Source organism: Pseudomonas sp. B10 (assembly GCF_900156235.1).
GTDB lineage: Bacteria > Pseudomonadota > Gammaproteobacteria > Pseudomonadales > Pseudomonadaceae > Aquipseudomonas > Aquipseudomonas siliginis.
This window is the reverse complement of the sequence record NZ_LT707063.1, coordinates 4,706,744-4,728,498: the sequence shown is the minus strand read 5'-3', so window position 1 is coordinate 4,728,498 and position 21,755 is coordinate 4,706,744. Positions and strand designations below refer to the sequence as shown.

Genomic DNA, 21,755 nt, shown 5'->3' with positions numbered 1-21,755 from the left:
CCTCAGCCGCGCTCACCTTGCAGCCATTGCAACTGGACTTCGTGCTGACCGCGATCGTCGGTGACGAAGATCGTGCCTTCGCTGATCATCACGTCCCACTTGATAACGCGCGGCATGTCCTTGGCCAGGGTCTCCAGCACTTCCTGCGGGACGGCGGCGATATTGACGTTTTTCAGGTTCTTGATCGCCGGGATCACCTTGGTTTCCCAGACACGCAGGCTGCCGTAGGCCAGCAGGCTGGTGCGTTCGGTGCGGCGCGAGCACCAGGTCAGGCGATCGGCATCCGGCTGGCCGACTTCGATCCAGTGCAGGACACGGTCGTCCAGGCTCTTTTCCCACAAGGCCGGTTCATCCACGTCTGACAGACCACGGCCGAACGACAGCTGCTCGTTGTACCAGAGCGCGTAGGCCAGCAGCCGCACAGTCATGCGTTCTTCCGTCTCCGAAGGATGACGGGCGATGGTCTGCTTGACGCTCTCGTAGACGCTGCGGTCGAGGTCGGTGAGGTTCAGTTCGAATTTGTAGGTTGTGGACGGCTGGGCCATGAACGGGCTTCTTGATACGAGGAAAGTCGGCAAGTCTAACCGATGCCACAGGCAATCATCGAATTGATGGCAATCAAGCTGCGGCGTCTGACAGCCGGCTATGTTAAAACCCTGTATCCGCTCAGCCTTGTCCTACAGGATTTCGCATGCCGTTCACCAGCAAACCGCTCTCGGGTCTGAAAGTCATTGAATTGGGTACGTTGATTGCCGGGCCGTTTGCCTCGCGCATTTGCGGCGAATTCGGCGCCGAAGTGATCAAGATCGAATCGCCGGACGGCGGCGATCCCCTGCGCAAATGGCGCAAGTTGTACGAAGGCACCTCGTTGTGGTGGTTTGTCCAGGCGCGCAACAAGAAGTCGCTGACCCTCAATCTGAAACACCCCGACGGCTTGGCGATCCTGAAACAGCTGCTGGGCGAAGCCGACATTCTCATCGAGAATTTTCGCCCCGGCGTACTGGAAAAACTCGGTCTGAGCTGGGAAACCCTGCACGCCCTGAACCCGAAACTGGTCATGGTGCGCCTGTCCGGTTTCGGTCAGACCGGGCCGATGAAAGATCAGCCCGGCTTCGGCGCGGTCGGCGAATCCATGGGCGGTTTGCGTTACATCACCGGTTTCGAAGACCGGCCGCCAGTGCGCACCGGGATTTCCATCGGCGATTCGATTGCCGCGCTGTGGGGCGTGATCGGTGCACTGATGGCGCTGCGTCATCGCGAAGTCAATGGCGGACTGGGCCAAGTGGTCGACGTTGCGCTTTATGAAGCTATCTTCGCGATGATGGAAAGCATGGTGCCGGAGTTCGACGTCTTCGGTTTCATCCGCGAGCGCAGCGGTAACATTATGCCGGGCATCACGCCCTCTTCGATTCACACCAGTGCCGACGGCAAACATGTGCAGATCGGCGCCAATGGTGATGCGATCTTCAAACGCTTCATGCTTGTGATTGGCCGCGCAGATCTTGCCAACGACCCTCTGCTGGCCAGTAACGACGGGCGTGACAGTCGCCGGGACGAGTTGTATGGCGTGATTGATCGCTGGGTCAATTCCTTACCGCTGCAGATCGTTCTCGACTTGCTCAATCAGGCCGACGTACCGGTCAGCCGGATCTTCAGCGCCGAGGACATGTTCAACGATCCGCAATACTTGGCGCGGGAGATGTTCCTGCATGCCAAGCTGCCGGACGGCAAGGATTTCAAGATGCCCGGCATCGTGCCGAAGCTGTCGGAAACGCCGGGCTCGTCCGAATGGGTCGGACCGCAGCTTGGCGAACACAATGCGCAGGTGCTTGGCGATCTGGGCTACGACGCGGCGCAAATCGCTCGGCTGCGCGAAGACGGGGCCATTTGAGCAACGCTGGAGGTTTGGTTTTCGAGCAAAAAGCTGTGCACAGGGCAAACGCCGGGCAAAAGAAACCCCGAGAAGTGGGGAGACGACTCGGGGTTAAACGGGGTCTGCTTCGAGACCCGTAGCAGCAAGCGACAAGCACCGGAGCACAATGCTTGATCCTGCTGTTATGGGGTCTGACTGACAGGGATGCAGGAAGGTTCCCACAAAAAATATTTCATCTTTACAGGGCCGGACGCTTGTCCAGAGCTGCATTGCGCAACGCCGCAATGACGCAGGGTTCCAGCCGCCCTTCGGCGATCATCACGTCACGGTGCAGGCCGTCCACCACGTCGGTCAGCAAGCGCTTGTCGCTCAACTGGGCCTGATTGAATTCGCGTTCCACCACAATGGCGCCGCTGCTGTTCTTCAGCGTCACCAGACATTCACCATGGCTGCCGCGAGGGGTCAGCGTCACCTGATACGGGCTCAGAGCCTCACCGAGCAATAGACTGATACTTTCCATCTCGATCTCCACTCAATAGTCCGAAAACACAGTGCCTGGGGCGTGTTCACATTAAATGACCACCGGCCCGAGAAGAAAGTTCTGCCTGTCACGTTCCGACCTTGCAGGACCGTGTCTGACAGAGCATGCATGGCGAAGATGACAGAAAAATATTCGCCGGTATCAGGCCTCGATGAGTGCCTGCGCAGTGATCAGATAACTGTCCAGCAGACCTCGCATCAACACCGCCGAAACCGGTGTCTGCAGACGCCCCAGCAGGCGCAGGCGTTGTTGACGAAGCACCGGCTCCAGATCACTCAACAAACTCTGCGCGACCGAGCCCAGCAGAATCAGGGCACGCGCCTCATGGTGCGCCGCCAGGTGATGAATCAATGCCAACCCATCGCCACCTTTGAGCTGCGGATCGCAAATGGCGATATCGACCGCACCGCGATGCCCCAGTGAAGACAAGGCTGACGCCAGAGAAGGCGCGGTCAATACGTCGTAGATGCCGATGGCATTGAGCATTTGATGCAATGCCATGAGCTGGAACGGGTTGGGTTCAAGAATCAGGACTTTAAGCGAGCGCATGGGCGACCTCTGGAGCGATCATCGCGGACTCTCACCGCAGGTGTCGTTCACTCTAGGGCAGGCGTCTTAAGCCTCCCATCAGAAAAGTAGCCGCGTCTTGCAGGACATTTCCCTTCTTTACTGCAGACAGCGGCACCCGCTCTCGGTCCGACGCTGGGTGATGTCGGTCCAGCCGCCCAACAAGCCGCGCAATTTGCCGTCGCCGCTGTAAAACGGCACGGTCCACTGATAAACCTCGCGAGGCCCGCCCTTGAACAGCAGTTGGCGTTTGCTGAAGCGCGACTTGCGGGTTTGCAACTGGGCGATGAATTCGTCGTGGAGCATCCGCGCGGTGGTTTCCGGAAACGCATCGACTTCGATCAGCAAGCGTCCCTGCATCTGGTCCTGGCGCACCGACAGCGCTTCCTCGTAACTGCGATTGCAGATGATCAAACGCCCGTGCAGATCACGGACAAACACCGGATCCGGCATCGAATCGATCAGGGCGTGCTGAAAGGCCAGTTGATCGCCCAACTCCTTTTCCGCCGCGCACCGCAGCTTGATCACGGCCGACAGGCGCCGGTTCCACACCAGCGACAGCATTCCGAAAACGCCGATTCCCCCCATCGCCCAGCATGCCCACTCGACCAGGCGCCTCCACACGGAGGGCACGGGCGGCGGCGAAACGCCTGCCAGCCACTTGAGACGAATCGCCCGCAACTCCGCAGCAGGGAAAGCTTCCAGCGCCTTGTTAAGAATACTCAGTAGTTGCGGCATGCCTTTTCGTACAGCCAGATGATCGGCTTCCCACTTGCCCTCTACCAGGGCACCGACCTTGAGCATGCCCAACGGATAGAGCTGCGCGCCGATTTCGTTTTCGATGGTTGCGTAGGCTTCCCCACTCTCGACCAGCGCCCGCGCTTCGGCGTAGGTTTTCACCGAGCGTATTTCAATCGACGGATAATCGCGCCGAATCGCATCCTCCAGGGCATGCCGGGCGGGCAGCACCAGAACGCGCTTCGCCAGTTGCTCGAAAGACTCCACCCTCGGGGCATTGGCATGTCCGACAAACACCCAGCCAGCCCCTCCGAAAGCATGACTGAAATCGAGAAACGCCTTGCGTTCATCGCTCATGGCCAACGTCGTACTGATGTCCGCGACCCCGCTTTGCAGGCGATCGAGCATATGGTCGGTAGAGAACGATTCCTGGTGCTCGAATTGCAGACCGGTCATCGCGCTGACCCGCTTGAGCACATCGTTGTTCAGACCGCTCCACTGGCCGTGTTCGTCCTGAAACAGGTACAGCGGATATTGCACCGATGCCACCGTTACTCTGGGGTTGTCACGGATCCATTGCCGCTCGTGCGCATCCAGCTCGACAGCCGGCACATTGCCCGACGCATTGGCCTGATCGAGTGCCATCTGCGCTGCCACGCCGCTGTGCATCCATCCCAGCACCGCCAACAAAAACAACCAGCCCAGTGCCGGTTTCAAACCTCTGTAAAACAGCATTGCCATTTCCTTCGTGATCGACTCACCCGTCCTTCGTGGGTGAAAACCCGAGCAGTGTGGCAGCAGAAACAAAAAAGCCCGTCAGGAGACGGGCTTCAAAATGTGACAGCTTTTACTGGCTTAAAGTGGCTTGCCGCGGTTGCCATGCTGGCTGACAAAGGCTTGCACGGCTTTCAGGTCGTTTGGCAGAACCGTGCAACGCTCGTTTCGCTCAAACAAATCCGAAAGATGTGCAGGTAGTTCGAGCGCTTTTCCTACACCCGCTTTCTCCACTGCCTCAGGAAACTTGACCGGATGGGCAGTGCCCAGAATCACCATCGGGATATCCAGACTGCGACGGCATTCGCGCGCAGCTTTCACACCGATGGCAGTGTGCGGGTCGAGGACTTCACCGGTCTGCTCGTATACGTCGGCGATGGTTTCGCAGGTCTGCGCATCGTCCACCGCCAGCGAATCGAACAGCTTGCGTGCTTCGGTCCAGCGCTCTTGTTCGACGCTGAAGCTGCCGTCCTTTTTGAACGAGTCCATCAGGCCGGCAATCGCCGCACCGTTACGCCCGTGCAGGTCGAACAGCAGGCGCTCGAAGTTCGACGACACCATGATGTCCATCGACGGCGACAGCGTTGCGTGCAGGGTTTCCTTGACGTACTGGTTGCCGCTCATGAAGCGGTGCAGGATGTCGTTGCGGTTGGTCGCCACGATCAACTGATTGATCGGCAGGCCCATGTTGCGCGCCAAGTAGCCGGCGAAGATGTCGCCGAAGTTGCCGGTCGGCACCGAGAACGACACCGAACGCGCCGGACCGCCCAACTGCAGGGACGCATGGAAGTAGTAAACGATCTGGGCCATGATCCGCGCCCAGTTGATCGAGTTCACCGCCACCAGACGCGTGCCTTTGAGGAAGCTCTGGTCGGCGAAGCTGTTCTTGACCATTTCCTGGCAGTCATCGAAGTTGCCTTCGATGGCGATGTTGTGGATGTTCTCGCCGAAGATCGTCGTCATCTGCCGACGCTGCACTTCCGATACACGCTGATGCGGGTGCAGGATGAAGATGTCGACGTTTTCACAGTGCTTGCAGCCTTCGATGGCCGCAGAACCGGTGTCTCCAGAGGTGGCACCGACAATCACCACGCGCTCGCCGCGCTTTTCCAGCACGTAGTCGAGCAGACGACCGAGCAGTTGCAGGGCGAAATCCTTGAACGCCAGGGTTGGGCCGTGGAACAGCTCAAGCACCCATTCATTACCGTTCAACTGACGCAGTGGCGCAACGGCGCTGTGGGCGAACACACCGTAGGTTTCTTCGAGGATCTTCTTGAAATCGGCATCCGGGATGCTGCCGGTGACAAACGGGCGCATCACCCGGAAGGCCAGTTCGTGATACGGCAGGCCAGCCCAGGAAGCGATCTCTTCCTGAGTAAAACGTGGCAGGTTTTCCGGCACGTACAGACCGCCATCGGTCGCCAGACCGGCCAGCAGGACCTCTTCGAAATTCAGGGCCGGGGCCTGGCCGCGAGTACTGATATATCGCATTTTTTTCAAACCTTCGGTTTGAGCTGCAAGCTGCAAGCTGCAAGTCGCAAGTAAAAGCCAGACTGCTTCTCTCTTGCCGCTTGCAGCTCGAAGCTTGCCGCTGCTTTAGTTCAAATGTTCGACACGGATCCGTACAACCGGGCCGTCAACGCCAGCCAGTGCTTCCAGCGCGGTGATCGCATCGTTGATGCGCTGCTCGACCACACGGTGGGTCAGCAGGATCATCGGCACCAGGCCGTCATGCTCTTCGACTTCCTTCTGCATGATCGATTCGATATTGATGCCGCGCTCCGACAGGATGCTCGCCACCTGCGCCAGTACGCCCGGGTGGTCCTTGGCGTGAATGCGCAGGTAATAAGCGCTCTCGCACGCTTCGATCGGCAGGATCGGATGCGCCGACAGCGAGTCCGGCTGGAAGGCCAGGTGCGGCACACGGTTTTCCGGGTCGGAAGTCATCGCGCGAACCACGTCGACCAGATCGGCGATCACCGAGGAAGCGGTCGGCTCCATGCCAGCGCCGGCACCGTAGAACAGCGTCGAACCGGCGGCGTCGCCGTTGACCATCACTGCGTTCATCACGCCGTTGACGTTGGCGATCAGGCGATCGGCCGGAATCAGCGTCGGGTGCACGCGCAACTCGATGCCGGCGTCAGTGCTGCGCGCCACACCCAAGTGCTTGATGCGATAGCCCAGCGCTTCGGCGTAGTTGACGTCGGCAGTGGTCAGTTTGGTGATGCCTTCGGTGTACGCCTTGTCGAATTGCAGCGGAATACCGAAGGCGATAGACGCCAGAATGGTCAGCTTGTGCGCGGCATCGATGCCTTCGACGTCGAAGGTCGGGTCGGCTTCGGCGTAACCCAGCGCCTGCGCTTCGGCGAGCACGTCTTCAAACGTACGGCCCTTCTCGCGCATTTCGGTGAGGATGAAGTTGCCGGTGCCGTTGATGATCCCGGCAACCCAGTTGATGCGGTTGGCGGACAGGCCTTCGCGGATCGCCTTGATCACCGGAATGCCACCGGCCACGGCCGCTTCGAATGCCACGATCACGCCTTTCTCGCGTGCCTTGGCGAAAATCTCATTACCGTGAACGGCTATCAGCGCCTTGTTCGCGGTGACCACATGCTTGCCATTCTCGATGGCCTTGAGTACCAGCTCGCGGGCAACGGTGTAGCCGCCCATCAGCTCTATGACGATGTCGATCTCAGGGTTCGTGGCCACTTCGAAGACATCGTTGGTAATCGCAATACCGGTCGTCTGGAACTGAGGCTTTGGCGTGCGCGTGGCAATTTGTGCCACTTCGATTCCACGCCCGGCACGACGAGCAATTTCCTCGGCGTTGCGCTGAAGTACGTTGAAGGTACCGCCACCGACGGTCCCTAACCCACAGATGCCTACTTTGACCGGATTCACTGTGAACTCCCCATGAAACGGCCGACACAGGGTCGGCCGGAAAACAGCCGCGTGCTCGCGGCTCTCTGTTGATGGCCCGGCGCTGTAGCTGCCGGACCACGATCGTCAACGGTTGCCCGTGACGATGCGAATTACTTCGCGCCCAGCGCCAGTTTGGCGACTTGTGGCGCCGGCTGGTAGCCCGGAATGACCTGACCGTCGGCCAAAACGATGGCCGGTGTACCGTTCACGCCGATCGACTGACCGAGGGCGAATTGCTTGGAAACCGGGTTATCGCACTTGGCGGCTTTGATTTCCTTGCCATCGACCATTTTGTCCATGGCGGCTTTCTTGTCTTTCGAGCACCAAACCGCTTGCAGCTGTTCGTCGCCAGGCGAATTCAGGCCCTGGCGCGGGAACGCCACGTAGCGCACTTCGATGCCGCGCTTGTTCAGCTCGGGCACTTCGGCATGCAGTTTGTGGCAGTACGGACAGGTGGTGTCGGTGAACACGGTGATGTGCGATTTGGTCTCGCCCACAGCCGGGTAGACCACGGTTTCGGCCACCGGGATGGCATTGATCAGTTTGGAAATGCCCAGGCGTTCGGTCTTCTCGGTCAGGTTGACCGGTTTGCCATTCGCCAGCTGATACAGGTTGCCCTGCACGATGTACTGGCCATCGGCGCTGGCGTACAGCACGCGGCTGCCTTTGAGTTTGACTTCATACATGCCAGGCAACGGGCTGGCACTGATGCTCTCGACCGGAACCTCGAGTTCGAGTTTTTCCAGGCTTTGACGAATGGCTTTGTCGGCCGCGTCATCGGCGACGGCAAAGGTGCTCACCAGCGCAATAGCGGCGGCGGCGAAAATCTGGGTCAGACGCATGAGTACTCCTGAGGGCGGGCGGATGGAACGATCAGAACGCCCGTGCGAAACACCGGGTCATAACCGTCCATCGTGCAAACCGGCAAAGCCTAACACATAAGGTCACGAGGGCCGAATGCGCCTGTCGCCACACACTCATGTGCAACTGACACACCTTCATGCTTGTACAACTGACCCACAACCACATTTGGCTGACACACATCATTGTGGCGAGGGGATTTATACCCGACGGGTTGCGAAGCAGCCCTAAACCATCCACCGCGATCTTTCAGTCAAAATCGAACCAGCCGGGTTTGCGACTGCTGCGCAGCCGAACGGGGATAAATCCCCTCACCACAGGTAATTCTCTCAACATGGAAGCCTGCCTTAGCCGCGAGGGTGGTGCTTGGCGTGCAGATCCTGCAACCGCGCGCGGGCGACATGGGTATAGATCTGCGTCGTAGACAAGTCGCTGTGCCCGAGCAGCATCTGCACCACGCGCAAGTCCGCGCCGTGGTTGAGCAGGTGCGTGGCGAACGCGTGACGCAAGGTGTGCGGCGACAGCGATTTGCTGATCCCGGCGACCTTGGCCTGATGCTTGATCCGATGCCAGAACGTCTGCCGGGTCATCTGCTCGCCGCGCTGGCTGGGGAACAGCACATCGCTGGGGCGGCCACCGAGCAACTCGCCACGACCATCACGCATATAGCGCTCGACCCAGACAATCGCCTCCTCGCCCATCGGCACCAGACGCTCCTTGCTGCCCTTGCCCATCACCCGCAATACGCCCTGGCGCAGGTTGACCTGCTCCAGCGTCAGGCTGATCAGCTCGGTCACGCGCAGGCCACAGGCATACAGCACTTCCAGCATCGCGCGGTCACGCTGGCCGATGGCGTCACTCAGGTCCGGCGCCTTGAGCAGCGCTTCGACATCGGCTTCCGACAGCGATTTGGGCAACGGCCGGCCCAATTGCGGCATGTCGACGCGCAACGTCGGGTCGACGCTGATCAGTTTTTCCCGCAGCAGATAGCGATAAAAACCACGCACCCCGGAGAGAAATCTCGCGGTGGAGCGCGGCTTGTAGTTTTGCTCCAGCCGCCACGCCAAGTGATCGAGGATCAACTCGCGGCCGGCATTGATCAGTTCGAGGTTTTTCTCCTGCAACCAGCCGTTGAACAGCGCGAGGTCGCTGCGATAGGCGTCGCGGGTGTTGTCGGACAGGCCTTTCTCCAGCCATAAAGCGTCGAGGAATTGATCAATCAGCGGATGGTCGATGGCAGGCATGGGTGCTCAGGGCAGGCAGTTTTTAACACTGCGCGCAAATAGACAGTGAACGACGGGAATGGCCGCTAGTCTTTCATAGCCAGCCAGATCAAGGAACAGGGAGCATCAATGAACGAGCAGCAAATTCTCTTGGCATTTGGCGGGATCGGCGCGGCGGCGCTGGGTTGTCAGTGGCTGGCATGGCGCCTGAAGCTGCCGGCCATTCTGTTTCTGCTGCTGACCGGCATTCTGGCCGGCCCGGTGCTGGGTTGGCTCGACCCGCAGGAAATGTTCGGCCCGCTGCTGATGCCACTGGTGTCGCTGGCGGTGGCGCTGATCCTGTTCGAAGGCAGCCTGACCCTGCACCTGTCGGAATGGAAAGAGATCGGCAGCGTCGTTCATCGACTGGTGACCCTCGGTGCGATTTCGACCTGGATCGTCATCGCGGTAGCCACGCACTTTCTGCTGGGCTTCGACTGGATGCTGGCGATTCTGTTTGGCAGCCTGACGCTGGTCACCGGTCCGACCGTAATCGTGCCGATGCTGCGGGTGGTGCGGCCAAAAGCCTCGATCGCCAACATCCTGCGCTGGGAAGGCATCGTCATCGATCCGATCGGCGCTCTGCTCGCCGTCGTGGTGTACAGCTTCATCATCGCCAGCGCTGAAGGGCATGGCCTCAAGCAAAGTCTTCTCACCTTCGGCGGGGTGATCCTCTGCGGCGCCGTGTTTGGTGTCGTCGGTGGCTGGCTGCTGGGGACGGTAATCCGACGTCAATGGCTGCCGGAATACCTGCACAATCTGGCCTCGCTGGCAGCGGTGCTGGCGATATTCATCTGTGCCAACCAAGTGATGCATGAGTCCGGCCTGCTGGCGGTGACGCTGATGGGCATGTGGCTAGCCAACATGAAAGGCGTGGACGTGCGGCACATCCTGCACTTCAAGGAAAACCTCAGCGTGTTGCTGATTTCCGGGCTGTTCATCCTGCTCGCGGCGCGCCTGGACCTGAACGCGTTGATCGGTCTGGGACCGCTGGTGTTGATTCTGCTGCTGGTGATCCAGTTGATCGCTCGCCCATTGAATGTTTTGCTCAGCACCGCCGGTTCCAGTCTCAGCTGGCGTGAACGGGCGTTGCTGTGCTGGATCGCGCCACGCGGGATCGTCGCTGCGGCTGTCTCGGCGATTTTCGCGATTCGCCTGGATGAATCCGGACATGAAGGCGCCCTGCTACTGGTGCCGCTGACCTTTGCGGTGATCATCGGCACCGTGGTTTTGCAAAGCGCAACGGCGCGTCCGCTGGCACGGCTGTTAAAGGTCGCCGAACCGGCGCCGAGCGGTTTTCTGATCGTCGGTGCAAATGGCCCGGCCCGCGCATTGGGCAAGTCGCTGCAGCAACTGGGCAGTCGCGTACTGCTGACCGATTCGAGCTGGGAGAATATCCGCGCGGCACGCATGGAAGGCTTGCCGACTTATTTCGGCAACCCGGCGTCGCAGCATGCCGACGCGCATCTGGATCTGGTGGGGTTGGGGCATTTGCTGGCGCTGTCACCCTCAGGCGAGCTGAACACACTGGCGGCGATGCGCTTTCGTCATGACTTCGGTCATCAGCGCCTGTTCGGTCTGGCCAGCGGCCATGAAAGCCGCCGCAGCGATAAACATCGGGCGAGCCTGGAACACCGGGGCAATCAGTTGGGCAGTGAGGCACTGACCTATTCGAAACTGGCCGGCCAGATGGGCCAGGGAGCGGAGCTCTACAGCACGACATTGACGGACGGCTTCGGCTGGGAGGATTACCGGGCGCTGCACGGCAATCGAGCGACGCTGCTGTTCATGCGTGATGACAGCGGCTGGGTGCATGTGGTGACACCGGAAACGGCGTTGAAGCCGGGTGCGGGGTGGACGTTGCTGGCGTTGATTCAACCAGAAGGTTCCAGCGCCTGATGGATCGATTCGCGAGCAGGCTCGCTCCCACTGTATTCCTGTGGGAGCGAGCCTGCTCGCGAAGGCCGCGACTGGGTCACAGACAGACTGAAGATCTTTGCAGCACAAATCCCGGGCAACAAAAAAGCAGCCCGTAGGCTGCTTTTTTCTGCATCGGAAGCTGGGCTTAAGCCAGTTTTTCCTTGATGCGTGCTGCTTTACCCGACAGGTCGCGCAGGTAGTACAGCTTGGCTTTACGTACGTCACCGCGACGTTTAACAGCCATGCTGTCGATCTGCGGGGAGTAGGTCTGGAAAGTACGTTCTACGCCAACACCGTTGGAGATTTTACGAACGGTGAACGCACTGTTCACGCCGCGGTTACGCTTGGCGATTACAACGCCTTCGAACGCTTGCAGACGGGAACGATCGCCTTCCTTCACTTTCACCTGAACGACAATAGTGTCGCCTGGGGCGAAGGTAGGGATTTCTTTGGTCATCTGCTCTGCTTCGAGTGCAAGGATGATTTTGTTGGTCATGCTGTGCTCCTAAGGTAAATCGTTCGATCTACCATCGATACGTTGTTAACTATCGTCCCGCTCGCGGATGTATTCCTCGAGCAGCTTCTTCTCTTCTCCAGAAAGCGAGCGGCTTTCCAGAAGATCGGCGCGTCGTTCATAGGTCCGACCAAGGGACTGCTGTAAACGCCAACGCCGGATATGCGCGTGATTGCCACTCAGCAACACGTCGGGAACACGCTGATCCGCATACACCTCCGGTCGGGTGTAGTGCGGGCAATCCAGCAGACCATCCGTAAAGGAATCTTCCTCAGCGGAATCCGCATGCCCTAAAGCTCCAGGCAGCAGTCGTGTAACCGCATCGATCAGGACCATGGCCGGCAGCTCGCCGCCAGACAGTACATAGTCGCCAATCGACCACTCTTCATCGACATGAGCCTCAATAAAGCGCTCGTCAATGCCTTCGTAGCGGCCGGCAATCAGGATCAATGCATCCGATTGTGCCAGCTCGCGTACCGCCGACTGAGTCAGTTGACGGCCTTGGGGGGACAGGTAAATCACCTTCGCCGCCTCCCCGGCTGCTGCCTTGGCCTGAGCCAGCGCATCTTCCAGGGGCTTGATCTTCATCACCATGCCCGGACCACCGCCAAACGGGCGATCGTCCACAGTGTGATGCCGATCCGTCGTGTAATCTCGCGGATTCCAACAGGTCAGCTGCAAGAGCCCCTGTTTGACCGCACGACTGGTGATGCCGTAATCGCCAATGGCGGAAAACATCTCGGGAAACAAACTGATCACTTCTACGCGCAAGTTAGCCACGTTCAGAAGTCCGCGTCCCAATCCACCTTCATCTCGCCCGCTTCCAGGTCGACGGCCAACACGCATTGCTCCGTATAGGGCAACAGGCGTTCGCGATCATCCAGGCTGCCAGCGCAAGGCTTGACGACCATTACATCATTGGCGCCGGTTTCCAGAAGATGATCGATTTTCCCGAGCAGTTGCCCAAGGGTGTCGATGACCTTCAGACCTTCCAGCTGGTACCAGTAGTACTCGCCTTCGGTCAATTCAGCGAACAGGTTGCGCGGCACGCAGATCTCATAACCGGCCAGAAGACGAGCTTCTTCACGATCATCGAGACCCTTGAGCTTGGCGACCAGGAACTTGTCGCTCCCGCGTCCACTGACCAGCTCGACCTGTTTGACATTGCCTTCGCGCTTGAGCGTCCAGGTTTTGTACTGCAACAGGTTTTCAGTCGGATCAGTAAAGGAATAAACCTTCACTTCGCCGCGAACGCCATGAACAGAATAAATTTTGCCAATAACGATCAAATCATCGGCAGGGGCTGGCGTCGCGCTCATATTGCTCAGGCCGCAGCCTTGGCAGATTCCTTCAACAACTGAGCAACGCGCTCAGAAGGTTGTGCACCAACGCTCAGCCAGTAGGCAACGCGCTCTTGGTTCACGGACAGACGGATTTCCTGACCACGGGCAACAGGGTTGAAGAAACCAACCTGTTCTTTGTGGGAGCCGTCACGCGGGTTACGCGAGTCGGTTACGGTCAGGTGGTAAAACGGGCGCTTTTTGGAGCCGCCAAGGGCAAGACGGATTGTTAGCATGTGAACATCGTTCCTGTAGTCGGTGCTGCAAATCTAAATGCACAGCGGGCATGGGTGCCCGAAAGGCCGCATATTCTAAGGAATATCCGGACTTTTGCAAATGACTTTTTCCGGCGCCCATGGCATGCCGTGCAGATTTGCATAGAGAGCCGTCGATAAAAACGGCCAGTCAGCTCCCGCCGAGTGCGGGTTTGCTGTTGATCCTGCGTCCTTGCAGGGTCTGCGCCGGTGCGACGACCGGCGAAGTCTTTACATTTTCGGCATGCCGCCGCCGGGCAACATACCGCCCATGCCGCGCATCATTTTTGCCATACCGCCCTTGGCGGTGAATTTCTTCATCATCTTCTGCATCTGCTTGTGCTGCTTGATCAAGCGGCCGATGTCCTGCACCTGCGTGCCGGAACCCATGGCGATCCGGCGCTTACGCGAACCGCTGATCAGCTCAGGGTCGCGGCGCTCGGCCGGGGTCATGGAATTGATGATGGCTTCCATCTGCTTGAATTGCTTCTCTGCGGCGTTCTGGGCATTGCCCATCTGCGACAGGTTGACCCCGCCGATGCTCGGCAGTTTGTCCATGAGCCCGCCGAGGCCGCCCATGTTCTTCATCTGTTGCAGCTGATCGCGGAAGTCTTCGAGGTCGAAGCCCTTGCCCTTTTTCAGCTTCTTGGCCAGTTTGTCGGCCTTGTCCTTGTCCAGCGTCGCTTCGGCCTGTTCGATCAGGCTGAGCACGTCGCCCATGCCGAGGATCCGCGAGGCGATACGCTCAGGGTGGAACGGATCGAGCGCTTCGCTCTTCTCGCCCATACCGATGAACTTGATCGGCTTGCCGGTGATGGCGCGCACCGACAGTGCGGCACCGCCACGGGCGTCGCCGTCGACCTTGGTCAGGATCACACCGGTCAGCGGCAGCGCATCGCCGAAGGCCTTGGCGGTGTTGGCGGCGTCCTGACCGGTCATGGCGTCGACCACGAACAGGGTTTCGACCGGGTTGATCGCAGCGTGCAGCGCCTTGATCTCGCCCATCATCTCTTCGTCGATGTGCAGACGACCGGCGGTGTCGACGATGACCACGTCGATGAACTTCAGTTTGGCTTCTTTAATAGCCGCATTGGCGATGTCGACCGGCTTCTGGCTCAGGTCGGACGGGAAGAACGTCACGCCGATGTCGTTGGCCAGGGTTTCCAGCTGCTTGATCGCCGCCGGACGGTAGATGTCCGCCGAGACGACCATGACCGACTTCTTCTTGCGCTCTTTGAGGAAGCGCGCCAGTTTGCCGGCGGTGGTGGTTTTACCCGCGCCCTGCAGACCGGCCATCAGAATCACGGCTGGCGGAACGGCACTCAGGTTGAGGTCTTCGTTGGCCGCGCCCATCAGGCTTTCGAGCTCGGCCTGGACGATCTTCACGAACGCCTGGCCCGGCGTCAGGCTGCGCGACACCTCGGTGCCGACAGCGCGCTCCTTGACCGAATTGACGAAGTCCTTGACCACCGGCAGTGCGACGTCAGCTTCGAGCAACGCCATGCGCACTTCACGCAGAGTGTCTTTGATATTGTCCTCGGTCAGCTTGGCCTTGCCGGTGACATGGCGCAGCGTCTGCGAGAGACGGTCGGTTAAGTTTTCAAACATTGCGCGATCCTTTCAGGCCCTGTACGAACCGGGATAATGGCGGCCCAGACCGGAATCAACATGTGCTCGGCGAGCCTGCGGCGTGGGCAGGTCGCGGATTATAGCGAAGACTGCGGCCGGCGGACACCTCGCCGTCAGCTTGCGGAGTCTTTCGTGCCGTGGCGGTTCTATGCCAAACTCAGCGCCTTTCGGGCTCGCCTAACAGGATTTATGCTCCCCTTGTCACCCAGTTTGCTGACCACCCTCGCCGCCGCCCTGCTCTATGCCGCTGCGACCGTCTATCAAAGTACCCGCCTGGCCACCGGCACCAAGGCGAACAAGCGCCTGCTGGTCAGCCTCGGCGTCTTCGCCGTGCTCGCCCACGGCGCCAGCCTGCTTACACATCTATTGACCCCGATCGGCCTTGGCCTGGACTTCTTCAGTGCGTCCAGTCTGATCGCTGCTGCGGTAATCGCCCTGACCCTGCTGGCCTGTTCACGGATCCCGGTGGAAAACCTGCTGGTGCTGTTGTTCCCGCTGGGGGCGATCACGGTATTGCTGGCGCAGTTCGCGCCGACCGGCACGGTGCAGATCATCGATGAAGAGCCGGGCATCCTCGCGCACATTCTATTGTCGATCCTCGCTTACGGCATGTTCACCATCGCCGTGTTCCAGGCGTTGCTGCTGCTGGTTCAGGACCATCAGCTCAAGCACAAGCACCCGTCCGGGCTGATCAAGAACTTCCCGCCCCTGCAAACCATGGAAAGTCTGCTGTTCGGCTTTCTCTGGGCCGGCTGGACACTGCTGTCGCTGTCGCTGATTTCCGGCTGGCTGTTCGTCGAGAACCTGTTTGCCCAGCATCTGGTGCACAAGACCCTGCTGGCCTGTCTGGCATGGATCGTCTTCAGCGTGCTGCTGTGGGGCCGCAACCGTCTGGGCTGGCGCGGCCACAAGGCGATTCGCTGGACCCTCGCCGGTTTCTGCCTGCTGATGCTGGCGTACTTCGGCAGCAAACTGGTTCGTGAATACATCCTGCACATCTGACGGGCGGCATAAATGGACGGTTTGCCCATAGGGCCGATGCTCGCGGTATTTGTCCTGCTGATTTTATGGTCAGGGCTGTTTACCGCCGTCGAAATCGCGCAGCAGCACCTGCTCGCGCAACGTATCGCTTCGCGCGCCAGCGACAAACCGCTGGCGAAGCTGAGCTTCCCGCTCGACAGCCTGATCCTCTGCAATACCCTGTGCCGCGCTCTCGCGGTGATCATCGCGACGCTGCTGGCGATTTTTCTCTGCGAAGAAAATGGCCCGTGGGCGGCCTGCCTGGGCGCCGGCGCCATCCTGCTGGTGTTCGCCGATTATTTCCCACGCACCATGGCCAGGCGCTATCCCGACGCCGTGCTGGCGTTCGGCAATGCCCTGCTGGGCGTGCCGATGAAAATCGTCTACCCGTTCGCGTGGCTGTTCAGCCGGGTCAGCGCTTTGCTGCTGACCCCGTTCACGCGCAAGGCTCAGGTGGTGCAACAGAGCGAGGACGAGTTGCCGGCCGATCACGATGATGATCCCGAACATCCGGTCCGCGCCCACCCGGTGTCGGGCATTCATGCGCTGGACAACATCACGGTCAACGACATTCTGGTGCCGCGCAGTGACGTCGACGGCATCAACCTCGACGATTCGATCGAAGAGATCATCGAGCAACTGCGCGAGAACAAGCGCACGCGTCTGCCGGTGTTTCACAGTGACATCAATCAGGTCGAAGCGGTGCTCAACACTCGCCAGATCGGCCATTTGCTGAGCAACGGCGGATTGACCCGCGAGGCGCTGCTGGCCGCCAGCTACGAGCCCTACTTCGTCCCGGAAAGCACGCCGCTGCAACTGCAACTGCTGAACTTCCACAAGCAGCAACGCCGTCTCGGCATGGTTGTGGACGAGTACGGTGAAGTGCTGGGTATCGTCACCCTTGAAGACATTCTCGAAGAAATCGTCGGCGAATTCGAAAGCGAGCACAGCCTCGACAACCCGCACATTCATCCCCAGGCCGACGGTCGCATGGTGATCGATGGCGCCGCGTCGATCCGCGACCTGAACAAGTGCCTGGGCTGGCATCTGCCGAGCGACGGGCCGAAGACCCTGAACGGCCTGGTCACCGAAGCGCTGGAAACCATTCCGGAAAGCGCGGTGTGCCTGAAGATCGGGCGTTATCGACTGGAAATCCTCGAGACCGAGGAGAACCGGGTGAGCAAGGTGTTGATCTGGCTGACCTCATCGGTGCCTGCTCTGATGCCTGCTCGATAAAGCTGCATTGTTTGCGCTTGTTTGATCGTTAGCCCCCTTCCTATAATCGAGGCGCTTACCCAAGCGCCGTCGATCCCTGTGCCTACCCGGCACTGCCCGGATCCTGACTGTTTCCACTGCAAACCGACGACTGTTCCTACTCGAAACAGCGCTCGCGCCCTACCCCACATCCCTGGGTGTTCGACCATAATAATTCGCTCCACTGGAGCTCATGACTGTCAGGGATCACCGCATGACGACCCATACCGCTTACAGCGAAACCGCGCCTGCCCAGCCGACCAATTCCGCCACCCGCGTGGCCACGGCAAGTTTCATCGGCACCGCCATCGAGTTCTACGACTTCTACGTTTATGCCACTGCTGCGGCGCTGGTGATCGGGCCGGTGTTCTTTCCGCAGACCTCCGGCACGGCGCAGATGCTTTCCGCTTTTCTCACTTTCGGCATTGCCTTCCTCGCCCGACCACTGGGTTCGGCACTGTTTGGCCACTTCGGCGACCGCATCGGGCGCAAGTCGACGCTGGTCGCCTCGCTGCTGTTGATGGGCGTGTGCACCACCTTGATTGGCGTGTTGCCGGGCTACGACAGCATTGGTGCCTGGGCGCCGATTCTGCTGTGCGTGCTGCGTTTCGGTCAGGGCCTGGGCCTGGGCGGCGAATGGGGCGGTGCGGCGCTGCTGGCTACGGAGAACGCGCCGAAGGGCAAGCGCGCGTGGTTCGGCATGTTCCCGCAGCTCGGCCCATCGATTGGTTTTCTTGCAGCCAACGGCCTGTTCCTGACCCTGGCGATGACGCTGGATGATGAACAGTTCCGCAGCTGGGGCTGGCGCATTCCGTTTCTGCTCAGCGCGGCGCTGGTGATGGTCGGCCTGTATGTGCGCCTCAAGCTGCATGAAACGCCAGTGTTCGCCAATGCGATCGCCCGTCACGAGCGAGTCAAAGTGCCGCTGGTCGAGTTGTTCAGCCAATACTGGGCGCCGACCCTGCTCGGTGCGGCGGCGATGGTGGTGTGCTATGCGCTGTTCTATATCTCGACGGTGTTTTCCCTGAGCTACGGCGTGGCCACGCTGGGTTATAGCCGCGAAACGTTCCTCGGCCTGCTGTGCTTTGCCGTGTTGTTCATGGCCGCAGCGACGCCATTATCCGCTTGGGCCAGCGACCGTTACGGGCGCAAACCGGTGCTGATCATCGGTGGCGTGCTGGCGATTCTGTCCGGATTCCTGATGGAACCGTTGCTGACGCAGGGCTCGACCTGGGGCGTGGCGCTGTTTCTGTGCATCGAGTTGTTTTTGATGGGCGTGACATTCGCACCGATGGGCGCGCTGTTGCCTGAGCTGTTTCCGACCCACGTGCGTTATACCGGCGCTTCAGCGGCGTACAACCTGGGCGGCATCGTCGGGGCCTCGGCGGCGCCGTTCTTTGCGCAGAAACTGGTGGCGATGGGCGGGTTGAGCTATGTCGGCGGGTATGTGTCGGCGGCAGCGGTGTTGAGCCTGATCGCGGTGTTGTGTTTGAAGGAGACGCGCAATAACGATCTGAATCAGGTTGCCTGACAGAAGATCAAGAGCTTCGCGAGCAGGCTCGCTCCCACAGGGAAATGCATTCCAAATGTGGGAGCGAGCCTGCTCGCGAATAGCTGCCGCGACCCGGTTTACAGCTCGACAACAACCGCCTGCGACGCACGAGTCGCCTTGGCGCGAGCAGCCTCGATCGACTCATCCCGCGCCAGCGCCACGCCCATGCGGCGCTGACCGTTCACTTCCGGCTTGCCGAACAGACGCAGCGCGGTATCCGGCTCGCTCAACGCAGCGCCCAGATTGGCGAATGCGGTCTGGGTCGACTGGCCTTCCACCAGAATCACTGCCGACGCCGACGGGCCAAACTGACGGATCAGCGGTACCGGCAGGCCGAGAATGGCGCGGGCATGCAGGGCAAACTGCGACAGGTCCTGAGAGATCAGCGTCACCAGCCCGGTGTCATGCGGACGTGGCGAAACTTCGCTGAACCACACCTGATCACCTTTGATGAACAGCTCGACACCGAACAGACCACGGCCACCCAGCGCTTCCGTCACAGCTTTGGCAACGCGCTCGGATTCAGCCAGAGCAATCGGGCTCATGGCCTGCGGCTGCCAGGATTCCTGATAGTCGCCCTTCTCCTGACGGTGACCGACCGGTGCACAGAACGTGGTGCCGCCAATGTGGCGCACGGTCAGCAAGGTGATTTCGTAATCGAAATCGATGAAGCCTTCGATGATCACCCGACCTTTGCCGGCGCGACCGCCCTCTTGCGCGTAATCCCAGGCTTTTTGCACATCATCGGCGCTGCGCAGCAGGCTCTGACCCTTGCCCGACGAACTCATTACCGGCTTGACCACGCAGGGGAAACCCAGGTCCTGAACGGCTTTGCTGTAGTCCTCGAAGGTGTCGGCAAAGTGGTACGGCGAGGTCGGCAGGTCCAGCTCTTCGGCAGCCAGACGACGGATGCCTTCGCGGTTCATGGTCAACTGCGCCGCACGCGCGGTCGGAATCACGGTGAAGCCTTCGGCTTCCAGCTCGACCAGCGTGGCGGTGGCGATGGCTTCGATTTCCGGCACGATGAAGTGCGGCTTCTCGGCTTCGATCACTGCACGCAGAGCGGCACCGTCGAGCATGTTGATCACGTGGCTGCGATGGGCGACTTGCATGGCCGGCGCGTTGGCGTAGCGGTCGACGGCAATCACTTCAACGCCCAGGCGCTGCAGTTCGATTACCACTTCCTTGCCCAACTCACCACAGCCACACAGCAATACGCGGGTCGCGGTTGGCGACAATGGAGTTCCGATACGGGTCATCTCAGGTCCTCAAAGGAAGCGGATCATCGAGGAAAGCCACGCAAGTGCGCTTTCCATGGGGAGAAAGCGCGGCATTTTACATGAACCCGAGGGTTTGGCTTCAGCTGGCGACAGCCTGTTTGCGATCACGCCAGGCCATGATCAGCCAGACCGCGGTAACGCCGGCGAACTTCGAGGCCAACGCGGTGATGATCACCGGCGGCGTCAAGGCGTCGATCATGCCGAAAAAGATGAAGGTATCCAGCGGAATGCTCAGCGCCGAACTGATCCATAAACGGTCGCGCAATGGCCGCTTGGTGATGCTGAACACCAGCCAGTCGATGCACTCGGAGACCGCGAACGCCGTGGCGCTGGCCAGCGCGATGGAAGGGTCGGACGTGATGTAGGAAAGCACCAGTGCCGCCAACATCGCCACGATCGCGCCATGACCGAAGCGCGTTTGCACCATGTCGCGCAGCACGAACACCAGCCCGCCCCAGGCCGACCAGATGATGTCCAGGTGCGGTGCGGTGGAAAAGGCAAAGTTGATCAGCACGACGCTGCTGATGTAGGCGATGAGAAAGATCATGGGGGCGGCCTGTCGATTTGGCGCACAGGTTACTTGAGCGCTGGTATTGCGCCAATAGGTGCGGTGACAGGACCGACGTCTTCGCGAGCAGGCTCGCTCCCACATTTGAATGCATTTCAAAGTGGGAGCGAGCCTGCTCGCGAAAGCGGTGGTTCAGACGCCTGACTTCGCGGGAATCATCCAGACCAATCCACTCGCCTTCGCCCGTTCATGACACAACCCCAGCACCACCCGGCGCTCGTCATTGTTCATGCGGCCCCAGCGGGTGATCTCCGCGACCGTGCGCTGGCATCCGGTACAAACGTCATCTTCATCCAGCGCGCAAATATTCACGCACGGCGAGGCGACGGGTCGTTCAACAGTCGTCATTGTTCCTGCTCGACCAGATCGCGGGCGTAACGCTGCGAGTTATGCACATAGTGCGCGGCGCTGGCTTCGAGCATCTTTTTCTGCGCCTCGGTCAGTTCACGCACGACCTTGCCCGGCGAGCCCATCACCAGCGAACCGTCGGGAATTTCCTTGCCTTCGCCGATCAGGGAATTGGCGCCGATGATGCAGTTCTTGCCGATCTTCGCGCCATTGAGAATCACCGCGTTGATACCGATCAGGCTGTAATCGCCGACCGTGCAGCCGTGGAGCATCGCGTTGTGGCCGATGGTCACGCCGGTACCGATGGTCAGTGGATAGCCCATGTCGGTGTGCATCACCGTGCCGTCCTGCACGTTGCTGTTCTTGCCGATGAGGATCAGTTCGTTGTCGCCGCGCAATACGGCGTTGAACCAGACGTTGGCGCCCTCTTCCAGGCGAACCTTGCCCACCAGCACGGCATTGGGCGCGACCCAGCTCTGTGGATGGGTTTCGACACGGGCGTCGCCCAGGCGGTATTTCATCTTGTTTTCCTCAGGGC

22 protein-coding genes are annotated in these 21,755 nt (G+C 60.0%); 5 read left to right on the top strand and 17 right to left on the bottom strand.

The features are described 5' to 3' along the window. Positions 1–2: 2 nt before the first annotated feature. Entirely contained in the window at positions 3–545 is a 543-nt protein-coding gene (locus BXA01_RS21385) for a YaeQ family protein (RefSeq protein WP_007908961.1), read from the bottom strand. Positions 546–691: 146 nt separating this feature from the next. On the opposite strand from BXA01_RS21385, the gene BXA01_RS21380 reads away from it, so the two are divergent. After that, positions 692–1,891, top strand: a complete 1,200-nt coding sequence (locus BXA01_RS21380) for a CaiB/BaiF CoA transferase family protein (RefSeq protein ID WP_076566037.1) — start codon at positions 692–694, stop codon at positions 1,889–1,891. Positions 1,892–2,111: 220 nt separating this feature from the next. Here BXA01_RS21380 and BXA01_RS21375 read toward each other — a convergent pair whose 3' ends face one another. The 7 genes from BXA01_RS21375 to xerD form a co-directional block, all read right to left on the bottom strand. After that, entirely contained in the window at positions 2,112–2,393 is a 282-nt protein-coding gene (locus BXA01_RS21375; protein ID WP_016771530.1) for a DUF3509 domain-containing protein, read from the bottom strand. 162 nt (positions 2,394–2,555) lie between these two features. Next, positions 2,556–2,963, bottom strand: a complete 408-nt coding sequence (locus BXA01_RS21370) for a response regulator (protein WP_041478191.1) — start codon at positions 2,961–2,963, stop codon at positions 2,556–2,558. Between the two features lie 117 nt (positions 2,964–3,080). After that, a complete protein-coding gene (locus BXA01_RS21365; protein WP_076566035.1) occupies positions 3,081–4,454 on the bottom strand; it encodes a transporter substrate-binding domain-containing protein in 1,374 nt (457 codons plus the stop codon). 120 nt (positions 4,455–4,574) lie between these two features. Then, a complete protein-coding gene (thrC, locus tag BXA01_RS21360) occupies positions 4,575–5,984 on the bottom strand; it encodes a threonine synthase (RefSeq protein ID WP_024011723.1) in 1,410 nt (469 codons plus the stop codon). Positions 5,985–6,089: 105 nt separating this feature from the next. After that, positions 6,090–7,394 carry a homoserine dehydrogenase gene (locus BXA01_RS21355; protein ID WP_024011722.1) on the bottom strand — a complete coding sequence of 435 codons (1,305 nt, stop codon included), beginning with the start codon at positions 7,392–7,394 and terminating at the stop codon, positions 6,090–6,092. 131 nt (positions 7,395–7,525) lie between these two features. Beyond that, positions 7,526–8,257, bottom strand: coding sequence for a bifunctional protein-disulfide isomerase/oxidoreductase DsbC (dsbC, locus tag BXA01_RS21350; protein ID WP_016771534.1), 732 nt, complete (start codon positions 8,255–8,257; stop codon positions 7,526–7,528). A 366-nt stretch (positions 8,258–8,623) separates the two neighbouring features. Continuing rightward, positions 8,624–9,520, bottom strand: a complete 897-nt coding sequence (gene xerD, locus BXA01_RS21345) for a site-specific tyrosine recombinase XerD (protein WP_016771535.1) — start codon at positions 9,518–9,520, stop codon at positions 8,624–8,626. A 108-nt stretch (positions 9,521–9,628) separates the two neighbouring features. On the opposite strand from xerD, the gene BXA01_RS21340 reads away from it, so the two are divergent. Beyond that, on the top strand, positions 9,629–11,437 hold the full coding sequence (locus tag BXA01_RS21340) for a cation:proton antiporter (protein WP_076566033.1): 1,809 nt from the start codon (positions 9,629–9,631) through the stop codon (positions 11,435–11,437). 166 nt (positions 11,438–11,603) lie between these two features. Here the strand turns inward: BXA01_RS21340 and rplS are convergent, their stop codons facing one another. The 5 genes from rplS to ffh form a co-directional block, all read right to left on the bottom strand. Continuing rightward, complete coding sequence (gene rplS / locus BXA01_RS21335; RefSeq protein WP_003175895.1) at positions 11,604–11,954, bottom strand: 50S ribosomal protein L19; 351 nt, start codon at positions 11,952–11,954, stop codon at positions 11,604–11,606. Positions 11,955–11,999: 45 nt separating this feature from the next. Continuing rightward, positions 12,000–12,710, bottom strand: a complete 711-nt coding sequence (trmD, locus tag BXA01_RS21330) for a tRNA (guanosine(37)-N1)-methyltransferase TrmD (protein WP_231507574.1) — start codon at positions 12,708–12,710, stop codon at positions 12,000–12,002. 44 nt (positions 12,711–12,754) lie between these two features. Further along, positions 12,755–13,291 (bottom strand): ribosome maturation factor RimM, encoded by a 537-nt coding sequence (gene rimM / locus BXA01_RS21325; protein WP_076566032.1) that lies wholly within the window; start codon positions 13,289–13,291, stop codon positions 12,755–12,757. Between the two features lie 5 nt (positions 13,292–13,296). Next, positions 13,297–13,548: a 30S ribosomal protein S16 gene (gene rpsP, locus BXA01_RS21320; RefSeq protein ID WP_003185073.1), complete on the bottom strand. Its 252-nt coding sequence runs from the start codon at positions 13,546–13,548 to the stop codon at positions 13,297–13,299. A 249-nt stretch (positions 13,549–13,797) separates the two neighbouring features. Then, positions 13,798–15,174 (bottom strand): signal recognition particle protein, encoded by a 1,377-nt coding sequence (ffh, locus tag BXA01_RS21315; protein WP_007967791.1) that lies wholly within the window; start codon positions 15,172–15,174, stop codon positions 13,798–13,800. A gap of 210 nt (positions 15,175–15,384) precedes the next feature. Between ffh and BXA01_RS21310 the strand changes: the two genes are divergently transcribed. From BXA01_RS21310 to BXA01_RS21300, 3 genes are all read left to right on the top strand, one after another. Continuing rightward, positions 15,385–16,197 (top strand): cytochrome C assembly family protein, encoded by an 813-nt coding sequence (locus BXA01_RS21310; protein WP_076566030.1) that lies wholly within the window; start codon positions 15,385–15,387, stop codon positions 16,195–16,197. Between the two features lie 12 nt (positions 16,198–16,209). Beyond that, entirely contained in the window at positions 16,210–17,451 is a 1,242-nt protein-coding gene (locus BXA01_RS21305) for a CNNM domain-containing protein (protein WP_076566029.1), read from the top strand. A gap of 232 nt (positions 17,452–17,683) precedes the next feature. Then, the gene (locus tag BXA01_RS21300; protein ID WP_076566027.1) at positions 17,684–19,000 is read left to right on the top strand and encodes an MFS transporter; all 1,317 of its coding nucleotides are present in this window, start codon (positions 17,684–17,686) and stop codon (positions 18,998–19,000) included. Positions 19,001–19,098: 98 nt separating this feature from the next. Here BXA01_RS21300 and purT read toward each other — a convergent pair whose 3' ends face one another. The 4 genes from purT to BXA01_RS21280 all read right to left on the bottom strand — a co-directional run bounded on the left by purT (position 19,099) and on the right by BXA01_RS21280 (position 21,738). Then, positions 19,099–20,280, bottom strand: a complete 1,182-nt coding sequence (gene purT, locus BXA01_RS21295; RefSeq protein WP_024011715.1) for a formate-dependent phosphoribosylglycinamide formyltransferase — start codon at positions 20,278–20,280, stop codon at positions 19,099–19,101. 100 nt (positions 20,281–20,380) lie between these two features. Then, positions 20,381–20,848, bottom strand: coding sequence for a VUT family protein (locus BXA01_RS21290; protein ID WP_016771544.1), 468 nt, complete (start codon positions 20,846–20,848; stop codon positions 20,381–20,383). 153 nt (positions 20,849–21,001) lie between these two features. Then, positions 21,002–21,217, bottom strand: coding sequence for a DUF1289 domain-containing protein (locus BXA01_RS21285; RefSeq protein ID WP_039759143.1), 216 nt, complete (start codon positions 21,215–21,217; stop codon positions 21,002–21,004). Further along, on the bottom strand, positions 21,214–21,738 hold the full coding sequence (locus BXA01_RS21280) for a gamma carbonic anhydrase family protein (RefSeq protein WP_016771546.1): 525 nt from the start codon (positions 21,736–21,738) through the stop codon (positions 21,214–21,216). Before BXA01_RS21280 ends, BXA01_RS21285 begins: the two co-directional genes overlap by 4 nt. Positions 21,739–21,755 lie beyond the last annotated feature (17 nt).

Excerpts from the sequence above, each read along its gene's own strand:
- BXA01_RS21285 (WP_039759143.1), bottom strand. The coding sequence starts at position 21,217 with ATGACGACTGTTGAACGACCCGTCGCCTCGCCGTGCGTGAATATTTGC.
- rpsP (WP_003185073.1), bottom strand. The coding sequence starts at position 13,548 with ATGCTAACAATCCGTCTTGCCCTTGGCGGCTCCAAAAAGCGCCCGTTT.
- BXA01_RS21340 (WP_076566033.1), top strand. The coding sequence starts at position 9,629 with ATGAACGAGCAGCAAATTCTCTTGGCATTTGGCGGGATCGGCGCGGCG.
- rimM (WP_076566032.1), bottom strand. The coding sequence starts at position 13,291 with ATGAGCGCGACGCCAGCCCCTGCCGATGATTTGATCGTTATTGGCAAA.
- BXA01_RS21375 (WP_016771530.1), bottom strand. The coding sequence starts at position 2,393 with ATGGAAAGTATCAGTCTATTGCTCGGTGAGGCTCTGAGCCCGTATCAG.
- BXA01_RS21305 (WP_076566029.1), top strand. The coding sequence starts at position 16,210 with ATGGACGGTTTGCCCATAGGGCCGATGCTCGCGGTATTTGTCCTGCTG.
- rplS (WP_003175895.1), bottom strand. The coding sequence starts at position 11,954 with ATGACCAACAAAATCATCCTTGCACTCGAAGCAGAGCAGATGACCAAA.
- thrC (WP_024011723.1), bottom strand. The coding sequence starts at position 5,984 with ATGCGATATATCAGTACTCGCGGCCAGGCCCCGGCCCTGAATTTCGAA.
- BXA01_RS21280 (WP_016771546.1), bottom strand. The coding sequence starts at position 21,738 with ATGAAATACCGCCTGGGCGACGCCCGTGTCGAAACCCATCCACAGAGC.
- BXA01_RS21385 (WP_007908961.1), bottom strand. The coding sequence starts at position 545 with ATGGCCCAGCCGTCCACAACCTACAAATTCGAACTGAACCTCACCGAC.
- BXA01_RS21365 (WP_076566035.1), bottom strand. The coding sequence starts at position 4,454 with ATGCTGTTTTACAGAGGTTTGAAACCGGCACTGGGCTGGTTGTTTTTG.
- BXA01_RS21380 (WP_076566037.1), top strand. The coding sequence starts at position 692 with ATGCCGTTCACCAGCAAACCGCTCTCGGGTCTGAAAGTCATTGAATTG.
- dsbC (WP_016771534.1), bottom strand. The coding sequence starts at position 8,257 with ATGCGTCTGACCCAGATTTTCGCCGCCGCCGCTATTGCGCTGGTGAGC.
- BXA01_RS21370 (WP_041478191.1), bottom strand. The coding sequence starts at position 2,963 with ATGCGCTCGCTTAAAGTCCTGATTCTTGAACCCAACCCGTTCCAGCTC.
- BXA01_RS21300 (WP_076566027.1), top strand. The coding sequence starts at position 17,684 with ATGACGACCCATACCGCTTACAGCGAAACCGCGCCTGCCCAGCCGACC.
- BXA01_RS21290 (WP_016771544.1), bottom strand. The coding sequence starts at position 20,848 with ATGATCTTTCTCATCGCCTACATCAGCAGCGTCGTGCTGATCAACTTT.
- BXA01_RS21310 (WP_076566030.1), top strand. The coding sequence starts at position 15,385 with ATGCTCCCCTTGTCACCCAGTTTGCTGACCACCCTCGCCGCCGCCCTG.
- ffh (WP_007967791.1), bottom strand. The coding sequence starts at position 15,174 with ATGTTTGAAAACTTAACCGACCGTCTCTCGCAGACGCTGCGCCATGTC.
- xerD (WP_016771535.1), bottom strand. The coding sequence starts at position 9,520 with ATGCCTGCCATCGACCATCCGCTGATTGATCAATTCCTCGACGCTTTA.
- purT (WP_024011715.1), bottom strand. The coding sequence starts at position 20,280 with ATGACCCGTATCGGAACTCCATTGTCGCCAACCGCGACCCGCGTATTG.
- trmD (WP_231507574.1), bottom strand. The coding sequence starts at position 12,710 with ATGTTTTCCGCCATTGGCGATTACGGCATCACCAGTCGTGCGGTCAAA.